Annotated in this window: 15 protein-coding genes and 1 pseudogene; 12 read left to right on the top strand and 4 right to left on the bottom strand. The window is 70.0% G+C overall.

Features of this window, described 5'->3' with window-relative positions; translation table 11 throughout:
• Positions 1-38 precede the first annotated feature (38 nt).
• The 4 genes from IPG05_04735 (at position 39) to IPG05_04720 (ending at position 3,902) form a co-directional block, all read left to right on the top strand.
• Positions 39-1,145: a beta-lactamase family protein gene (locus IPG05_04735; protein MBK6494395.1), complete on the top strand. Its 1,107-nt coding sequence runs from the start codon at positions 39-41 to the stop codon at positions 1,143-1,145.
• Between the two features lie 59 nt (positions 1,146-1,204).
• Entirely contained in the window at positions 1,205-1,981 is a 777-nt protein-coding gene (locus tag IPG05_04730; GenBank protein ID MBK6494394.1) for a hypothetical protein, read from the top strand.
• A gap of 86 nt (positions 1,982-2,067) precedes the next feature.
• Complete coding sequence (locus tag IPG05_04725) at positions 2,068-2,937, top strand: hypothetical protein (protein MBK6494393.1); 870 nt, start codon at positions 2,068-2,070, stop codon at positions 2,935-2,937.
• A gap of 14 nt (positions 2,938-2,951) precedes the next feature.
• The gene (locus tag IPG05_04720) at positions 2,952-3,902 is read left to right on the top strand and encodes a hypothetical protein (GenBank protein ID MBK6494392.1); all 951 of its coding nucleotides are present in this window, start codon (positions 2,952-2,954) and stop codon (positions 3,900-3,902) included.
• Here IPG05_04720 and IPG05_04715 read toward each other — a convergent pair.
• A complete protein-coding gene (locus IPG05_04715) occupies positions 3,860-5,071 on the bottom strand; it encodes a thioredoxin family protein (GenBank protein MBK6494391.1) in 1,212 nt (403 codons plus the stop codon). The genes IPG05_04720 and IPG05_04715 overlap by 43 nt on opposite strands.
• 49 nt (positions 5,072-5,120) lie before the next feature.
• Positions 5,121-7,088, bottom strand: a complete 1,968-nt coding sequence (locus tag IPG05_04710) for a thioredoxin family protein (GenBank protein ID MBK6494390.1) — start codon at positions 7,086-7,088, stop codon at positions 5,121-5,123.
• 133 nt (positions 7,089-7,221) lie between these two features.
• Here IPG05_04710 and IPG05_04705 point away from each other — a divergent pair, with 133 nt between their 5' ends.
• The 8 genes from IPG05_04705 (at position 7,222) to IPG05_04670 (ending at position 14,661) form a co-directional block, all read left to right on the top strand.
• Positions 7,222-7,884, top strand: a complete 663-nt coding sequence (locus IPG05_04705) for a hypothetical protein (GenBank protein ID MBK6494389.1) — start codon at positions 7,222-7,224, stop codon at positions 7,882-7,884.
• A 150-nt stretch (positions 7,885-8,034) separates the two neighbouring features.
• Positions 8,035-8,703 (top strand): GntR family transcriptional regulator, encoded by a 669-nt coding sequence (locus IPG05_04700; protein ID MBK6494388.1) that lies wholly within the window; start codon positions 8,035-8,037, stop codon positions 8,701-8,703.
• Positions 8,703-10,142 carry an aldehyde dehydrogenase family protein gene (locus tag IPG05_04695; protein MBK6494387.1) on the top strand — a complete coding sequence of 480 codons (1,440 nt, stop codon included), beginning with the start codon at positions 8,703-8,705 and terminating at the stop codon, positions 10,140-10,142. Before IPG05_04700 ends, IPG05_04695 begins: the two co-directional genes overlap by 1 nt.
• An 11-nt stretch (positions 10,143-10,153) precedes the next feature.
• Complete coding sequence (locus IPG05_04690; protein ID MBK6494386.1) at positions 10,154-11,068, top strand: dihydrodipicolinate synthase family protein; 915 nt, start codon at positions 10,154-10,156, stop codon at positions 11,066-11,068.
• On the top strand, positions 11,065-12,009 hold the full coding sequence (locus tag IPG05_04685; protein MBK6494385.1) for a proline racemase family protein: 945 nt from the start codon (positions 11,065-11,067) through the stop codon (positions 12,007-12,009). Before IPG05_04690 ends, IPG05_04685 begins: the two co-directional genes overlap by 4 nt.
• A complete protein-coding gene (locus IPG05_04680) occupies positions 11,892-13,142 on the top strand; it encodes an FAD-binding oxidoreductase (GenBank protein ID MBK6494384.1) in 1,251 nt (416 codons plus the stop codon). The genes IPG05_04685 and IPG05_04680 overlap by 118 nt, the downstream gene beginning before the upstream one ends.
• Positions 13,139-13,387: a (2Fe-2S)-binding protein gene (locus tag IPG05_04675; protein ID MBK6494383.1), complete on the top strand. Its 249-nt coding sequence runs from the start codon at positions 13,139-13,141 to the stop codon at positions 13,385-13,387. The genes IPG05_04680 and IPG05_04675 overlap by 4 nt, the downstream gene beginning before the upstream one ends.
• 14 nt (positions 13,388-13,401) lie before the next feature.
• Complete coding sequence (locus IPG05_04670; GenBank protein MBK6494382.1) at positions 13,402-14,661, top strand: NAD(P)/FAD-dependent oxidoreductase; 1,260 nt, start codon at positions 13,402-13,404, stop codon at positions 14,659-14,661.
• 4 nt (positions 14,662-14,665) lie between these two features.
• On the opposite strand, the pseudogene IPG05_04665 reads toward IPG05_04670, so the two are convergent.
• Positions 14,666-17,291, bottom strand: a pseudogene (locus IPG05_04665) (glycoside hydrolase family 3 C-terminal domain-containing protein).
• Positions 17,288-17,722, bottom strand: a complete 435-nt coding sequence (locus IPG05_04660) for a MarR family transcriptional regulator (protein MBK6494381.1) — start codon at positions 17,720-17,722, stop codon at positions 17,288-17,290. Before IPG05_04660 ends, IPG05_04665 begins: the two are co-directional and overlap by 4 nt.
• Between the last annotated feature and the right edge of the window lie 93 nt (positions 17,723-17,815).

Here is a 17,815-nt window from a genome sequence, read left to right as displayed (position 1 = left end):
TGATGCGCGCCACCTCCCTGATCGGTCTCGCGGCGACGATGGCGCTCGCAACCGGATGTTCCATGCCGAACACCCCGCACCAGCTCCCCAGCAATCACGCAATCGACTCCGCCGCCGCCGCCCTCATGGCGCGAGACTCGGTCCAAGGGCTCGCCATCGCCGTGATCGACGAGGGGCAGGTGCGCCACGTCACGGCGCTCGGCTGGCGCAACGCCGCCAAGCGCCTGCCGCTCGACACCGCGACCATCATGTACGGCGCGTCGCTCACCAAGGCGACGATTGGCTATCTCGTGTTGCAACTGGTCGACGAGGGGAAGCTCGACCTCGACGCCAGCATCGCGACGCTCCTCCCCAAGCCGCTACCTGAGTACGACGACTATCACGACCTCGCCGGTGACGAGCGCTGGCGCGCCCTCACGCCGCGCATCCTCCTCAATCACGCCACCGGCTTCGCCAACTTCCGCTGGCTCGAGCCCGACCAGAAGCTGCGCTTCCACTTCACGCCAGGGACGCGCTACGGCTACTCCGGCGAGGGCTTCTACATCCTGCAGCTTGTCCTCGAGGAAGCGCTCAAGCTCGACGTCGGCGCTGAAGCGCAGCGTCGGCTCTTCGACCGCTTCGACATGCCACGCACGTCGCTGCAGTGGCGCGCCGACTTCGCGAGCAACCTTGCCGATGGCCACGGCCTCGACGGCACGATCGAACCGCACGACGAACGGAGCAGCGTGAGCGCCGCCGGCTCGATGGACACCGACATTGCCGATCAGGCCCGCTTCTGGGCGGCGGTCGTTCGCGGGGATGGCCTGACGCCCGCGTCGCGCGCCGAGTTCAGCCGGCCGCAGCTCGCCATCACGTCGCGGCAGCAATTCCCGACGCTGCTCGAGGCGCGTGGTACATGGGATAGCACTATCGGCCTCTCGGCGGGGCTCGGTGTCGTCACCTTCCGCGACAGCTCGGGACCGGCCTGGTTCAAGGGCGGCCACAACGACTGGACCGGCAACATGGTCATCTGCCTCGAGGCACGCCGCCGGTGCGTCGTCTTCCTCGGCAACGACGTCCGCGCCGAGCGGATCTACCAGGAGCTGGCGGCGTTCATCCTCGGGCCGACGCAGATGCCGTGGGGGTGGGAGTACGGGACGCCGTGATCTGGTGGGGTGGCGGCGCCACCCTTGGAGCCCCCCGGCCGCCACGCATAGCTTTCGCGATGCCTACCATCTGTCGGACCGCCCTCGCCGCACTCCTCCTGGCCGCGCCGCTCGGTGCCCAGCAACCCACGTCGGCTCTCGACTCCGCCTTGACGAAGGTCACCGCCCGAGGAAAGCAGTTGGTCGCCCAGGACATCGCCCTCTGGCATGGTGGCGACGCGCTGATGGCGCTCCGCCCGACCGCCGCTGAAGTCGGCGCCGTCGTCGCGCACGTCCTCCCGAACGGGCGCTGGGAAGTGCTCGCCGGCACGCTGACAGCCGGGCGCGATACTCTGGTCGTGCGCTTCCGGGCGTCGCAGGCCAATGCCGACAGTCAATTCGTGGCGACCCGTCTCGACGTGCCGCTCCGATTGACCGGGGTCGAACGCGAGATGGCGGTCGCCCTCGCGGTGGCGAGCCAGGATTTCGGTCGAGTCACCCGCCCGTTCAATAGCTACGTCTTTCCGGTCGGGGCGGGCGACGTCGACGTGTATTTCCTTCCGGCGCAGACTCGCCCCGACGTAGTGCCCCATGGCGGCGACGTCCGCTACCGGATCACCGACCACGGAACGCGCATCCTCACGAAGACGCCGCTTCATCGCAGCATTCTCGACCGCCCGAACAACCCGGAGGCGGTGGCGATGATGCACACGTCGTTCGATTCACTCCCGGTCGAGACCGACGTCTTCCTCGCGATGCGTCGCGCGCCCAAGCTCCCCGAGTTCGTCGTGACCGAGCGTTGGACGTACGAGGTCCAGACCGATGGGCGCATCACTCGGCGGCCGACCACGCCCTAGGCGCCCCCGCCTTGCCGGATCCGGTCCGGCGCACGACCTTCAATTCGTCACATGGGCCGTACCTCCCCCCGCCCTTCGAGGTCACCATGCTCCCCGCCTTCCTCTCCGCAGGCATCGTGCTGGCGTCCACCGCGCCGGCACCGCCGCTCATGCGCGCCTTCCCGAGTTACGTGCTCGTCCGAGGCGGGGCGATCACGGAACCGATCCTGATCTACCATCGCCCGTCCCCGCCGTTTCGCGGCATCAAGGGCGTGATCACCTACAGTCCGGTCGCGACGTTGTTCAGCCTGGAAGACCCGGTCTGGCCACAGCCCGCGCTCCCCGGGCAGATCGTGTATGAAGTCGCCGAGTTCTGGATGGCCTCCATCGCATCCGGCGGCCGACCACCCTCACCTCCCAAGTGGGAGTCGGCCTCGCAGTACTCCCGGCTCCATGTGACGACGAACGGCGAGGTGTACTGGGAGGCGCTCAAGGGAGAGTTCCAGGGCGCGCGCGTCGCGTATCAGCGGCTGCCCCTCCCCGGGATCGAGGTGCTCGCCGAGTTCGGCGTACCCCTACCTGCATCAGTGCCGCGCTTCGATCCGCTCGCGGCCGCGACCAAGGTGGTCGGCTGCTGGCAACTCCAGTTCAGTTGGCACTTTGGCCCCGGCGAAGTCGGCGCCGGTCTTCCGGCACGACTCGTCCTCGACGCCGCGCCGGCGGACGCCAACGGTCGGTGGCCATTGAGTGTCCCCTCGACGGCCGCTAGTCGTGACGCGTGGGCGCGCGGGACCTGGTCGTTCAGCCGTGCCGACATGATCATCGCCGAAATCCCGGGGCCGCAGGGCATCCGCCGCGCGCATCTCTCGTTCGAGGATGTGCCTGGCGCGCTGCGCGGCATGGTGGATACCGGACCGCTGGCTCCCGCCGACCTGTCGGGCGATGTCGCCAAGTTTCTTCGCACCAATTGTCCCTGAATCGGACGGTCACCATGCTCCCGCGCATCCTTGCCGCCGGGCTGATTCTCGCCTCGACCGCCCCAGCACCGCCAGCAGCGCGTGCCTTCCCCTCCTACGTCCTCGTGCGCGGGGGTGGCATCACCACCCCGGTGCTGGTTCACCATCGCTCGGCCCGACTGCGCGGCCTGCGCGGTGACGTCTCCTACAGCCCGCTCGCGACGCTGTTGGACCTCGAGGACGAGATGCTCCAGGCACCGACCCAGCCGGCGACCGTCGTGTACGAGGTCGCCGAGTATTGGATGGCGCCCACCGACAGCATGGGGCGCCCCCCGAGCCCACTCAAGTGGGAGGCCGCCACGCAGTACGCACGTATCCAGGTGATGCCGGATGGCGAGGTCCTCTGGCAGTCACTGCCGGGTGGCTTCCACGGCACGCAGGTGAGCTATCGACGGGTGCAACTCCCCGGCATCGAAGTACTGGCCGCTGCGGGGGTGACATTTCCACCGGCGGTGCGCCGCTTTGCGCCGCAGGCGGCGGCTCTGACCGTGGCAGGCTGCTACACGACCGCGGAGGCGAGGCAATTCGGCGGCGGGGCGCCGGGCACCGGACTCCCGACGCGCATCGTCCTCGAGACCACGCCGACGAGTGCCGCCAATGAATGGGCGCTGCGTGTACCGCAGCCCGAGGGAAGCGCGCGTGGCAGTTGGCACTTCGGCCGTGCCGACATGGTGGTACTCAAACTCCCGGACGCGATGGGCGGCCGCAGAGCTCATCTCCTCACCTCGACGCGTGACAGCTGCGCGGCATGGTCGAGACGGCCGCGTCGACACCAATCGACGTCGTTGGTGACGGACTCCGGATGGCCCGGACCCGCTGCGAGTGAGCGCGACGCGCGGCGGCATCGTGCCGCGGCGCGTCGCACTGAGCGAACCTCGCGGCGCTACGGCGTCGTGAGGAACTTCATCATCATCGACGACGACTGATACTCCACCACCCGCTTGAGTTCGCTGCCGTCGGCATTGAGGATGATCATCGTCGGGTAGCCGCTGGTGCCGAATCGCTTGACCAGCGGCTTCTCCAGGTCGACGTCGATCTTCACGCCGAGGTATTCGGCGTTCAGCTTGGCGGCGACCTCGGCGTCGGTCCAGATCCACTCATCCATGGTATGGCAGGGGCCGCACCAGGTCGCTTCGAAGTCGAGGAAGAGCTTCTTTCCCGACGTCTTGGCCTGCGCGAGTGCCGCGTCGAGGCCGGCCGACCCATGGGCCCAGGCAAATGCCACCGTGGTGCGCGGGCGTGGCCGCTCCTCACGCAGCTGGTCGTCCGGCGCGCGGTCCTGCGCGCTTGTGACCGGCTTGTCGATCACGGCGAAATCGACAGTGCGGCCGTCGGGCGAGAAGCGGCGGAACTCGAGCACCAGTTCCTTGCCACTCGTCGGCAGGAACATCAGTCGGTTCGTACTCCGTGCCTCGGCGATGCTCAGCACCGCCTGCTCCGCCTTGGGGAGCGATGCCGCCAACACGCTCCAGGTGTCCTTGGCGTCGAAGATGGCGTTGTTGTCGCTGTCCATCGCGGCGACCAACGCGGGGACGCCATTCACCGTGACCGTGCCGCCACGCCACGAGCCGGTGGAGAAGCGGATCACCTCGGGCGTTTCGGCGGAATCGTTCCGCACCACCCAGAAATTCACGAAGTACGGCTCGGTCACGGCGGCGGAATAGCGCACCGGAAGCTCGACCTTGTTGAACGAGGTCCACCACGCGCGCGTCTTGGCGTTCTGTGCTGGCGTCCCGGTCAGGGCAGGGCCGTCATCGCTGAAATTGCCATTCCGATTGCGGTCGATCCACAACTGCACCAGGTCCGTGGGGAACGCCTTGCTCGCCGTGGCCAGCACTGGGACCCAGCTTGCCTTGGTCGCGCCGAGCTGGAGCATCCCGCGCTTGGCGGGGCGGACCGCGCCAACCGGAAGCTTGACGGTCCGGGGCACCGCGGTGAGCGCGACCTGCATCCCCTTCGGCGAGAAGTTGGGCTTCGGCTGGCCGTCGACAGGCGCGTGGTAGGTGAGCGGGACCTGGACCAGCTGCTCAGGTGCCGACACAGCCTGCGCGCCGAGCGCAACGGGCATGAACGTGACGAGGGCGAGGAGGCGCATCAGGCAGATCTCCATGCCGGCGACCGGCCGGTGCGGGGTGTGGCGTGGGTCAGCGAACGGCGACTGGTGCGACGCCGCGCAGGAAGGTGAGGTACTCCTCGCTGCTGCGGGTCATCCCGAGGAACTGTGCCTGCGGCGTCCCGAGCGTATCCATGATGGCATAGTAGGGCAGTGCGACCGTGCCGAAGAGGTCGAGCTCGAGTTGCTGCTGCTTGCGGTAGAGATCGCCCTGACCGTCGGTATAGAGGCGCACGCGGACGAATCGCTCAAGCTCGCGCGTGATCTCCGGCCGCGGGAACATGTTGGCTTCCATCCAGCGGCAGTTGGTGCAGGTGTAGCCAGTGAAGTCGACCAGCACGCGCTTCTGCTCACGCTTGGCCTGGGCCAGCGCGGCGGGGAGGTCATTCACCATCCAGGGCAGCTCCCCGTCGACCGTGGCGGTGCCACTGGTGACGGCGCCTTCGGGCGGTGGCAGGAAGGACTCCAGTTCGCCGAGCCGTGTGCCGCCGACGCCCCGGCCGAGCCACACGGCGACCGCGATGCAACTCACTGCGACCAGTTGCTGCACGATGGCGATGCGCGGCCGCGGCCTCGTGAAGAGACCAAAGAGCCACGCGGCGGCGACGACGGCGGTCACGACCCAGACGATCAGCACGACGTCGCGGGTGAAGATGCCCCACTGCCACACCATGTCGGCGTTGGCGAGGAACTTCATCGCCGTCGCGACCTCGAGGAACCCCATCATCACCTTGACGCGCTGCAGCCAGGCCCCCGAGCGCGGGAGCTTCGCCACCGCGCGTGGCATCAGGGCCAGCAGGAAGAACGGCAGCGCGAAGACCGCGGAGAAGACCAGCAAGCCAAGCAGCGGCCAGCGCCAGTTGCCCTGCGCGGCCATCACGAGGAGCGTGCCCACGAGCGGCGCGGTGCAGGTGAACGAGGTCAGCGTGAAGGTGAGCCCCATCGCCAGGATGCCGGCGGTCTCACCGCCGCGCTTGCCGTCCGACGCGGCGTTGAGCTTCGTCAGCAACGCGCTCGGCAGCGTCACCTGCCAGACGCCGAAGAGATTGAGCGCGAACGCGAGGAAGAGGCCGGTGACGAGGAGGTTGACCCACGGATTGGCGGCGAAGCGGTTGATCCCGCCGGCCCCGACCAGGATGGCGATCGCCATGCCGAGGATCGTGAACGTCGCGACGATGCCGAGCGCATACGTGAACGCATTGCGGGCGGCCGAGTGCCCCGAGGTCTCGCTGGTGCGCGTGAAGTACGACACCGTGATCGGGATCATCGGGAAGACGCAGGGCGTGAGCAGCGAGAGCGCGCCCATCACGGCGGCGAGCCAGAGGAAGAGCGGCAGCGATTGGCCCGTGTTGCTGCCACCCGGCAAGAGGACGCCCTGGCTTGGTGGTGTCGGCGCAGCGCTGACGGTCGCGGGAGGGGTGGCCGCCGGCGGTGTAGTGGGTGGGGTCACGGCCGTGGCAACGGGCGTGGCCATCTCGGCGCCCGGCGCCGCCGCCATCACGTCGAACGATGCCTCGACGATGTCGGAGGTCGGCGGCAGGCAGTAGCGATCGGTGCAGGTCTGATAGGCGACCTGCAGCGCGAGCTTGGCGCGGCCAGGCGCGAGCGCCGTGACCGGTACCGTGAAGGTCGCCGAGTCGGTGTAGGTCTCGGTCAGGATGCCGAAGTTCTTGTCCTCGGCGATGTCGGGCTCGGGGGAGCGGATCGTGCCGGTGATTGCGACCGCCGCCCCTGCCGCCGTCGTGATCGTGGTCGGGACGGGTCCGCCGGGGCCCTGCGTGATCGAATAGAGGTGCCACCCCTGCGGGATGGTCGCCCGCAACGCGAGCCTGACCACGGCGCCCTGCGTGATGCGCGCCGGCGGGCGCACCACCGCCCAGCTGATCGGATGTTCCTGGGCCGCCATCGGCCCGACGACCAGGGCGGTGAGCGCGAGGAGCGGAGCGAGGCGCGAGGAAATCAGGCGCAGGATCGGCACAGAGGCTGGGGTCTGGGGCACGGTCAACGATAGCCGCCGAGCGGTCGGGAGGCCACCGGTCGGGCCGGTCAACTTGCAGTGGCCAGACGGCGTATCATGTGGTTGGGCGCCCGATGGCTGCCTGCCCCTCACACCAGCTTCGCCGGAGATTTCCGTGTCCCGCACCCGTACTGCCGCGCTCGCCGTGGCGCTGATCGCCTTCGCGGCCCCGCTGCGCGCCCAGGAGAAGCCGACCGACGCCATGATGAAGGCGATCGCCGGCACCTGGAAGCTCGATTCGACCCGCAGCGATTCCACCCCGCCGGGGCTGGCCGCGCTGCTCAATCCGCGTCCAGCGGCGCGCCCGCAGCCCGACTCGACCACCGCGGCCGGCTCGGCGGCGGCGGGTGGCGGCGGTGGGGGCGGTCGTCGTGGTGGCGGTGGTGGCGGCGGAGGTGGCGGGGGCCGAGGGCTGGGTGCGCGGAGTGCTGGTGCGGCCAACGGCAACGCCCGCGCCTTCGCCACCGAAGTCCGCCCGCAGCAGCTCCTGGTCCTGAAGATCAGCGACGGCATGGTCGTGACGACCGATCCGTCTGGCTACGAGACCACCTGGAAGACCGACGGCAAGAAGCACCAGGTCGCCCAGATGGAGGGCGGGGTGATCGAGTTCCAGGGAGAATGGCAGGGGAAGGTCCTGCTGCTCGAGAAGAGCATTCCCGGCGCTGGCGCCGTTGAACGCGAGTTCAAGCCGACCAAGGAAGGCGATCTCGAGGTGACCATCACGCTGAATCTGGGCAAGAAGGTCGAGCAGAAGTTGATGTACACGCGCGTGCCGTAAGGGCAGCGAGAAGCGAGAAGCGAAGCGAGAAGCGAGAAGCGTGGCCCGGCGGAGAGATTATTCCGCCGGACCACGCTTCTCGCTTCTCGCTTCTCGATCCTCGAACCCGGATCTTGCCTCACACCGATCCCCGGGATATTGTATACAATCATGTCCATCCCCCGCCGCACCCTGACCGACGCCACCGCCGACGCCCTCCGCGAGCGGATCCTCGACGGGGTGTATCCGGCCGGGACGCCGCTGCGGCAGGCCGCCCTCGCCGCCGAGCTCGGCGTGAGCCGGATTCCGCTGCGGGAAGGGCTGCTCCGGTTGGAGGCCGAGGGGTTGGTGACCCTCTCGGCCCATCGCGGCGCCGTCGTCGCCTCGCTCCCCGCCGGCGAGGTGGCCGAACTCTTCGAGTTGCGCGCCTTGCTGGAGGCCGACCTGACGCGGCGCGCCGTGCCGCACCTCACCGCGGCCGACGATGCCTTGCTGCGACACCACGCCGTCGCCTTCGAGCATGCCGTCGCGAGTGCCAACACCGCGGCCTGGGGCGAGGCCAATCGCGCCTTCCACCTGGCGCTCTACGCGCCGGCCGGCCGCCCCCGGACGATCGAGGTCATCCATCGCCTGCACGCGCAGTGTGATCGCTACCTCCGGTTGCAGTTGGTGCTCACCCGTGGCACCGCGCGCGCCGTGCGCGAACACCGTGCGATCCTCGCCGCCGCTCGCGCGCGCGACACGGTGCGCACCGTTCGCCTCGTGCGCGATCACATTCTCGGCGCCGGCGCCGCGCTCACCGATGCGCTCGCCCGTCACCGCCATGCGGAGTCCTCCTGATGTCTGAGCTCATCCCGCGATTCGTCGCCGGCCACTTCCACGCACAAGCCGGCACCACCGTCCGCGACCAGCTGAATCCCTCCGACACGCGCGACGTGGCGAGCCGCTTCGTGCCGACCTCCACTGCGGAAGTCGCCGATGCCGTTGCGGCGGCGTCCGCGGCCGCACCCGGCTGGCGCGCCACCACGGGCCCGGCGCGTGCGGATCGGCTCTACGCCTGGGGCGAGGCGATTGCGGCTCGCGCCGAGACGCTGGCGCAGGCCATCACGCGCGAAGTTGGCAAGCCGATCGGTGAGGCACGCGGTGAGGTGGGGCGCGCCGTGGTGATCTGCCGCTACTACGCCGGCGAGGCGGTCCGCGAGAGCGGCGAGGTCATCCCGTCGCAGGCCGCGGATGCGCTGCAGTTCACCGTGCGCGATCCGCTCGGTCCGGTGGCGTTGATCACCCCATGGAACTTCCCGCTGGCCATCCCGCTCTGGAAGGCGGCCCCGGCGATCGCCTTCGGCAATCCCGTGCTCCTCAAGCCGTCGGAGCATGCCAGCGGCGTCGCGCACGCGCTCGCCGAGACGGCGCTGGCGGCGGGGTTGCCGGCCGGTGTCTTCAATGTGCTGCCGGGCGACGGCACCACCGGCGAGGCGCTGCTGCGGCAGGATGGCGTCCGCGGCATCTCGTTCACGGGGTCGGCGGCTGTCGGTGCGCGCGTCGCCGCGATCGGCGCCGAACGCAACGTGCGGACGCAAACCGAGATGGGCGGCAAGAATGTGGTGATCGTCGCCGCCGACGGCGATCTCGACCGCGCAGCTTCGCTCACGGCGGCCGGCGCGATGCGGTACGCGGGCCAGAAGTGCACCGCCACCTCACGCGTCATCGTCGATCGCCGGGTGGTCGAGCCGTTCCTCGAGAAGCTGCGCGCAGCGATGGCGGCGCTTCCGCTCGGCCCCGCAACGGACGTGGCATGCGCGGTCGGCCCGATGATCACCGCCGCGGCCCGCGATCGCGTGCTCGCCGCGCTCGCGGCAGACCCGGCCGAGGTGCTGGCCGGTGGCACGCTGCCGGACGACGCGGCGTACGCACACGGCCATTGGTTTGCGCCCCGCATTGTGCGCTTTGAGGGGACCGCGCATCCGCTGGCGCAGCGGGAACTCTTCGGCCCCGTCCTCGGCCTGCTCGTCGCCGATGACCTCGAGCACGCCCTCGTGATGGCCAACGAGACGCCCTACGGCCTGTCGGCGTCGCTCTTCACGCGCGACCTCGGCAGCGCGATGCAGTATCTCCGCCGGATCGAAGTCGGCCTCGTTCGCGTCAACGGCGATACCACCGGCGTCGACCCGCACGCTCCCTTCGGGGGACTGAAGGGGTCGTCGTCGGGGAGCAGGGAGCAGGGCCGCGCCGCACGCGACTTCTACACCGAAATCCGCACCATTCAGATTCACGCCTGAGAGGAACCACCATGTCGTCGATGACCGCCCAGCAGTGGCACGGAGTCTTCCCCGCGATCACCACCCCGTTCGGACCGGACGGCAAGGTCGACCACGGCTTCCTCAGCGGCCACGCGCGCCGCCTGATCGCCTCCGGCTGCCGCGGGATCGTGGCGCTCGGCTCGCTCGGCGAGGGAGCAACGCTGACCTTCGACGAGAAGGTCGAGGTGTTGCGCACCCTGGTCGCCTCCGTCGGCGATCGCGTCCCCGTCGTGGCGGGCATCTCGTCGCTGAGCACCGACGAAGCGGTGTCGTTGGCGCGCGCCGCGGCAGGAGCCGGGTGCAACGGGCTGATGGTGTTGCCGCCGTACGTCTATCAGGGTGATTGGCCCGAGATGCGCGCCCATGTCTCGGCGATCATCACCGCCACGCCGCTCTCCTGCATGCTCTACAACAACCCGATTGCCTACGGCACCGACTTCATCCCCGAGCATGTCCGCCAGCTCTGCGAGCACGCCAACCTGCATGCCATCAAGGACTCCAGTGGCGACGTGCGGCGCATCACGGCGCTCCGGGCGCTGCTCGGCGATCGGCTCGCGCTGTTCGTCGGTCTCGATGATGCCCTGCTCGAAGGCGTCGCCGCGGGGGCCCGCGGCTGGGTCGCCGGCCTGGTCAACGCCCTCCCCGACGAATCGGTGCTCCTCTTCGAGCACGCGGCGGCCGGGCGGGTGGCGGAGGCGCGGAAGCTGTATGATTGGTTCCTCCCGCTGCTCCGGATGGACACCGTGCCGAAGTTCGTGCAGCTGATCAAGTTGGTCCAGCAGGAAGTCGGCCTCGGCGACGAGCGGGTGCGCGCGCCGCGTCGTGTGGTCGAGGGGGCCGAGCGCGAGATGGCGATGGCCGTGATCGGGCAGGCGCTCGGCAGCCGGCCGGTGGCCGCGTCGTGACGCTGCCGCTCACCATCGAGGTGGTGGACTCCCACACCGAGGGAGAGCCGACGCGCGTCGTGGTGAGTGGCTGGCCGCAGCCCGCGGGCGAGACGATGGCGGCGCGTCGCGACGCGATGCGCGCCACGCAGGATCATTTGCGCCGCGCGGTGGTCCTCGAGCCGCGTGGGCACGAGGCGGTGGTTGGCGCGCTGTTGACGCCGCCCGTGCGGCCCGACGCCGTCGCGGGCGTCGTCTTCTTCAATGACGTCGACTATCTCGGGATGTGCGGCCACGGCCTCATCGGCGTCGTGCGCACGCTGCAGTTCCTGGGGCGCATCACCCCAGGCACCGTCCATCTCGACACGCCAGTGGGCCCGGTCAGTGCCGTGCTGGCCGAGGACGGCGAGGTGACCATCCGCAACGTGCCGTCGTACTGCCACCGCTCTGACGTGTCGGTGGAGGTTCCTGGCCTCGGGCGCGTCACTGGCGACGTGGCGTGGGGCGGCAACTGGTTCTTCCTGACCTCCATTGCCGCACCGACGCTCGAGTTGGCGAACCGCGCCGCGCTGTTGCAGGCGACGACCGCCATTCGTGACGCGCTCATTGCGGCCGGCATCACCGGTGCCGATGGCGCGCTGATCGATCACGTCGAGCTCTTCGGCCCACCGCAACGTGCCGACGCCGACTCGCGCAACTTCGTCCTCTGTCCTGGGGCCGCGTACGATCGATCGCCGTGCGGAACCGGGACTTCCGCGAAGATGGCGGCGCTGGTGGCGCACGGGATGCTCGAGCCCGGCATGCCGTGGCGGCAGGAGAGCATCGTCGGCTCCCGCTTCGTCGGATGGGTCGAACGCGAGGGCGACGCCTTGATTCCCTTCATCCGCGGCAACGCCTTCGTCACGGCGAGCAGCACGCTCCGCTTCGACCCGGCCGACCCGTTCCGCCTCGGCCTCGCGTGAGCACGGCGCCGGCGCCTGATGTGATCGTGATCGGCGCCGGTCTCGTCGGCACCGCCACGGCATTGGCGTTGGCGGAAGCCGGGGCACGCGTCACACTTGTCGAAGGGGCCTTCGCGGGGAGTGGCAGCACCGGGGCGGCGATGGGGCACCTCGTGGTGATGGACGACTCCCCCGCGCAACTCGCCCTCACGGCGCATTCGCGGCGGCGATGGCACACCCTCGCCGAAACGCTGCCGCCCGATGCCGAGCAGGATCGCTGTGGGACCCTGTGGATCGCGGCCGACGACGCCGAGCTCCAGGGTGCTGCAGACCGGATCGCCGGCTATGGCGGGGCAGGGGTGCATGCGGAGCTGCTGACCGCCGCCCAGTTGCAGCGCGAGGAGCCAGCGCTTCGGCATGGGTTAGCCGGCGCCCTGCTCGTTCGCGACGACGCGGTCTGCTATCCACCCACCATCGCGCGCGAATTGCTCCGCCTGGCTGTGGCGCTCGGTGCCGTCGTGCTCGCGCCCTCGCGGGTGCAGGCCATCGCCACCGGCCGCGTGACGCTCGCCACTGGTGAGGTGCTGCATGCCGGCGCCATCGTGGTGGCCGCCGGCGTCGAGAGTCCCGCGCTGGTGCCCGGGCTTCCAATCGTGCCACGCCGTGGTCATCTGGTGATCACCGATCGACGCCCCGGCACGGTCCATCACCAACTCGTCGAACTCGGCTATCTGCACTCCGCCCATTCCTTCGGGGGCGCCTCGGTCGCGTTCAATGTGCAGCCGCGTCGAAACGGCCAACTGCTCATCGGCTCCTCACGTGAACTCGTGGGCACCGACCCGACCATCAACCGGCCGCTGGTCCACGCGATGCTCGCCCGTGCCACCGACTATCTCCCCGGCCTGGCGCAGCTGCGCGCCCTGCGCACCTGGGTCGGCTTCCGCCCGGCCACCGCGGACAAGCTGCCGCTGATCGGTCCGTGGCCCGCGATCCCCGGCGTCTGGATCGCGGCAGGGCACGAAGGCCTCGGCATCACCATGGCACCGGGCACCGCCGACCTGATCGTGGCGGGATTGCTCGGGACCACGCCGCCGGTCGATCCCGCGCCGTTTCGTCCCGACCGATCGATGCCCGCGCTCGAGGCGGCGGCATGACCGACGACGTCACCATCCTCGTCAACGGCGTGCCGCGCCGGGTCAGCGCCTCCGCCACGGTCGCCGCGGCATTGCTTGGCCTCGGGATCACCGCGTTTCGTCGCGATCAGCACGGCGCGCCGCGTGCCCCCATCTGCGGGATGGGGAGTTGTCACGAGTGTCGGGTGCGGATCGATGGGACGACGGAAGTGCGCAGTTGCCTGGTCGGCGTGCGCGACGGCATGCGCGTCGAGACGGCCTCGTGACCCGCCGCCGGGCGATGGACGTGGTCGTGGTCGGTGGTGGCCCCGCCGGACTCGCGGCGGCGGCCGCGGCAGCGGAAGGCGGCAAGCAGGTCTTGCTGATCGATCAGGGACGCGCGCTCGGCGGCCAGATCTGGCGCCATCGGCGGGCGGCGGAGCTGCCGGTCGCCGCGCTGCAATTGCTCGATCGTGTTCGGGCCGCTCGGGTCACCGTGGCGAGCGAGGCGAGGGTGATCGACGCTCCGTCCGCGAACGAACTCGTCGTCGACTTCCGCGGCCGGGTGGATGTGCAGCGCGCCGAGCAGCTGATCCTGGCCACCGGTGCGGTCGAGCGCTTCGTTCCCTTCCCGGGCTGGACACTCCCTGGCGTCACCGGTGTCGGTGGATTGCAGGCATTGATCAAGAGCGGCCTGTCGTTGACGGGGACCCGCGTCGTCGTGGCCGGGAGTGGTCCACTGCTCTGGCCGGTCGCCGCCACCGCGATCAAGGCCGGCGCGCGGCTCGGTCTCATCGCGGAGCAGGCCTCCCGCGGCCAGCTCCTCCGCTTCGTGGGCGCGGTCATGAACGATCCCGAGAAGCTCCTCCTCGCCGCGCAGTATCGGTGGGCGACCCTCGGTGCGGCCTTCCGGACGGGGAGCTGGGTGCTGCGCGCAGAGGGCGACGATCGGGTCCGCGAGGTGGTGCTTTCCGTCGGTGGCAGGGAGCGGCGTCTCCCCTGCGATTGGCTGGCGACCGCGTGCGGTCTGGCCCCCAACACCGAACTCGCGCGGCTGCTCGGCTGTGCCCTCGATGGCGACGCCATTCGCGTGGACGAGACGCAGCACACCTCGGTGCCATGGGTGCAGGCGGTCGGCGAGTGTACCGGCGTGGCGGGTGATGCTGCGGCGCGCGCCGAAGGCGAGATCGCCGGTCGGGCGGCCGCGGGCGACGAGCGCGGCGCGCGCGAGACGAAGCTCGTGCAGCAGCGCGATGCCGGTCGGCGGTTCGCCGCGGCGCTGGCGCGGGCCGTGGCGCCGCGCGAGGAATTGCGCCATCTCGCGGCGCCCGACACGATCCTCTGCCGTTGCGAGGACGTCCCGGTCGGGGCGGTGGATCCCACGTGGTCTGCTCGGCAAGCCAAGCTGTGGACGCGGGTCGGCATGGGCAGTTGCCAGGGTGCCGTCTGCGGCGAGGCCTGCAAGCTGCTCTTCGGCTGGGACGCCAACAGCGCTCGGCCGCCCCTCGGCGGGCCGGTGATTGGCGGATGGAACGAAGCGATCGGCAAGCTGGGCGAGTAGCCGACTACTCGACCCGGAAGACCCCTCGCAGTCGCAGGTCCTTGGACGACGCCCCCACCATCACACGAAAGCTCCCCGGCTCCACGATCCGCCGCCCCAGGGTATCGGTGAGGGCCAGCTGCGTCGAGTCGAGACGAAAGCGCACGGCGCGTGACTCTCCGGCCGCCAAGTGGATGCGCTGGAATCCCTTCAGGGCGATCACCGGTTGCGCCACCGACGCGAGTTCGTCGCGCAGGTAGAGCTGCACCACCTCGTCGCCGGCGCGACCACCGCTGTTGCGAATCGTCGCGCGGACGTCGAACCGCGCCGCGCCGAGCGGCACGATCTGCAGCGCGCTGTACTCGAACGTGGTGTAGCTCAGGCCGTGCCCGAACGGAAAGAGCGGCTGGCCGGAGAGATCGGCGTAGTCGTCACCGCGGCCGGTGGGGAGATGCAGGTAGGGAAGCGGCAGCTGGCCCTCACTCTGCGGCACCGTGAAGGGCAGGCGGCCGGCGGGGTTGACGTCGCCGAAGAGCACCTCGCCCACCGCAGTGCCACCGGTCTCGCCGGGGTACCACGCGTTCACGACGGCCCCGACCCGATCGATCCATGGCCGCATCGTCACGGCGCTGCCACCCACCACGACCACCGTCACCGGTCGTCCGGTCGCGGCGACGGCGCGGATGAGCGCCTCCTGTGCGCCGGGCAGTGCCAATGAGGCGCGGTCGCGGAACTCGCCCTCCTCGATGCCCGCGACCACGACGACCGCATCACTGCGCCTGGCGAGCGCCACGGCCTCCGCAATCCGCTCGGCGGAGTCGTCATGCACGCCCGCATTCCACACCAGACGGATGCGACCGTTGCCGGCGCGCTCGGCGTATTCAATCCGCAGCCGGAAGCGCTGCCCGCGCGCCATCCGGACGCGAGTCGTGGTCGTGGCGTACGAGGCGGGCTGCGACTTGTCGATCAGCAGGCGATCGTCGAGCCAGAGCCGGTAGCCGTCGTTGCCTTCGATGCCGAGCTGGACGGTGCCGGTCCCCGGAGCGACCAGGGCGCCGCTCCACCGCACGCCATACCAGTCCCAGGCGAGCGAGGTGTCGGGCGCGAAGAGCGTCCAACCGAAGGCGATCTGTGCGTCGCGGCGGACCAGGCGTGGTGCGCCGGTGAAGCTCCGGGTTGTCGAAGTACTCGCCCTGCAGGCCACCGGGCAGGGCCGTCGCGGGGACGGTGACGTGCGTGGCGATGGCACGGCCGGGGCCGGCCAGATGATCGACTCGGACGCGCGCGCCACCGGCCGCACGAATGCCGTCGAGGATCGAGATGCGCGACGTCCCACTCCCGCTGTAGCCGCCGAACCGCGCTTCGGTCGCATCGGGGCCGATCACGGCGAGGGTGCGCAACGTGCTCCTGTCGAGCGGCAGCGTCCCGCGCACGTTCCGCAGCAACGTGATCGAGGCGCGTGCCGCCTCGGTGGCCAGCGCACGATGCGCCGGCGACGCCGCGACCCGCTCGGCTTCGGCGACATCGACGTACGGCGAGTCGAAGAGTCCGAGGGCGAACTTGGCGCGAAGGACGCGGATCACGGCGCTGTCGATTGCGGCGGTCGGGATCGAGCCGTTGGCGAAGGCGGGATAGAAGAGCGGGACGTGATCCCACGAGGTCTGGAAGATCACGTCGAGCCCGGCGGTGATCGCGCGGCGGGTCGCGTCCGGATAGTCGCGCGCGGTGAAGTGCAGGACGTTGGCGCCGCCGGTGCCGCCGGCATCGGCGATCACGAAGCCGCCGAAGCCCCACTGTCGACGGAGTGTCTCGGTGAGGAGCGCGGCATTGGCCGTCGACGGGGCGCCGCTGATGGAGTTGTACGAAGCCATCGCACTCCGGGCACCGGCGGCGAATGCCGCGCGGAACGGCGGGTAGATCACGTCGTCGAGGAAGCGCTGATCGTAGTGGATCGGGTAGCTGTCCCGCCCGCCATCGCCGACGTTGGCGGCAAAGTGCTTCGGCGTGGTGATGACCCCGGCAGCCTCGAACGGCTTGATGAAGGCAACACCGAGTCGTGACGTCAGCCACGGATCCTCGCCGTACGTCTCCTCGACTCGGCCCCACCGCACGTCGGTGACGACGTTCAGGACCGGCGAGAGAATCTGGCGCACGCCGCGACTCCGCGCTTCGGCAGCAATTGCCTGGGCGACCCGTCCGACGAGCACCGTGTCCCATGTCGCGGCGAGTCCGATCGCCTGCGGGAAGACGGTCGCGCCCTGCTGCACCAGCCCGTGCAGTCCCTCCTCGAAGGGGATGATCGGGATGCCGAGTCGGGTCTGCTCGCGGAACCAGCGCTGGGTGGCGTTGAGCCGCGTGGCGACGTCGCGCGCCGAGCCGGTGGCATTGCGCGTCAGCAGCTGGGCGGCGGCATCACCGCGATCACCGCGCGCCGCGATCTGCAAGCCGAAGAGGCCATGGCGAAAGCGACTGCTGTCGGGGGCGAGGTCGCCAGGCAGCATGTAGAGCTGGCCGAACTTCTCCTCCAGTGTCATCCGTCCGAGCAAGTCGCGGGCGCGCGTGGCCGTCGGCAGCGCAGCATCGCGATACGGCGGTTGCTGAGCGGCGAGCGGTGCCGCGAGGAGCACCACCAGCAGGGCGATCCGTCTCATGCGGGCTCGATCGGTGTCGTGAGGGCGGTGGCGGTCGCCGTCAGCAGGCGACCCAGCTGTTCCGCATCGGTCGGGCCCAGCGAGGCCACGATGGCGTCCTCGAGCTCGCGCCAGTTGCGGCGCACCATCGCTTCGAGCAACCGCGATCGGGGCGTCGGATGAATGCGCCAGAGTCGTCCGTCGTGCGGGTCACGGCGTCGCTCCAGCAGGCCGCCTCGCTCCAATCGCTCCACGACGCGGGAGACCGTGGCCGGTTCCACCCCGAGGCGCTCAGCGAGTGTCACCTGACGCAGTCCTGGCTCGGCCCAGACCACCGCGAGCAGCGTGTCTTGCCCCGGATGGAGTCCGTGCGGGGCCAACAGGGCGGCCAGCCGGGCGCGGTGCGCACGGTGGCACGCCTGCAGCGCCTCGAGCAACGGGGGAAGGGTCATTCCGGTACCAGGTCGTCAGAGGGGAGGTGACGCCGGAAAGATAGCGCACCCGTTCGGGAGTCCGTGGCACTCCCGCACTCAGTCCGTAGATCT

The organism is Gemmatimonadota bacterium (assembly GCA_016704275.1).
Lineage (GTDB): Bacteria > Gemmatimonadota > Gemmatimonadetes > Gemmatimonadales > GWC2-71-9 > Palsa-1233.
The sequence above is the reverse complement of the archived record's forward strand: the minus strand, read 5'-3'. Positions and strand labels throughout refer to the sequence as shown.

Bases quoted from the DNA above. Each gene is read 5' to 3' on its own strand.
- IPG05_04735 (MBK6494395.1), top strand. From the start codon at position 39: ATGGCGCTCGCAACCGGATGTTCCATGCCGAACACCCCGCACCAGCTC.
- IPG05_04730 (MBK6494394.1), top strand. From the start codon at position 1,205: ATGCCTACCATCTGTCGGACCGCCCTCGCCGCACTCCTCCTGGCCGCG.
- IPG05_04725 (MBK6494393.1), top strand. From the start codon at position 2,068: ATGCTCCCCGCCTTCCTCTCCGCAGGCATCGTGCTGGCGTCCACCGCG.
- IPG05_04720 (MBK6494392.1), top strand. From the start codon at position 2,952: ATGCTCCCGCGCATCCTTGCCGCCGGGCTGATTCTCGCCTCGACCGCC.
- IPG05_04715 (MBK6494391.1), bottom strand. From the start codon at position 5,071: ATGCGCCTCCTCGCCCTCGTCACGTTCATGCCCGTTGCGCTCGGCGCG.
- IPG05_04700 (MBK6494388.1), top strand. From the start codon at position 8,035: ATGTCCATCCCCCGCCGCACCCTGACCGACGCCACCGCCGACGCCCTC.
- IPG05_04695 (MBK6494387.1), top strand. From the start codon at position 8,703: ATGTCTGAGCTCATCCCGCGATTCGTCGCCGGCCACTTCCACGCACAA.
- IPG05_04690 (MBK6494386.1), top strand. From the start codon at position 10,154: ATGTCGTCGATGACCGCCCAGCAGTGGCACGGAGTCTTCCCCGCGATC.
- IPG05_04680 (MBK6494384.1), top strand. From the start codon at position 11,892: ATGGGTCGAACGCGAGGGCGACGCCTTGATTCCCTTCATCCGCGGCAA.
- IPG05_04675 (MBK6494383.1), top strand. From the start codon at position 13,139: ATGACCGACGACGTCACCATCCTCGTCAACGGCGTGCCGCGCCGGGTC.
- IPG05_04670 (MBK6494382.1), top strand. From the start codon at position 13,402: ATGGACGTGGTCGTGGTCGGTGGTGGCCCCGCCGGACTCGCGGCGGCG.
- IPG05_04660 (MBK6494381.1), bottom strand. From the start codon at position 17,722: ATGACCCTTCCCCCGTTGCTCGAGGCGCTGCAGGCGTGCCACCGTGCG.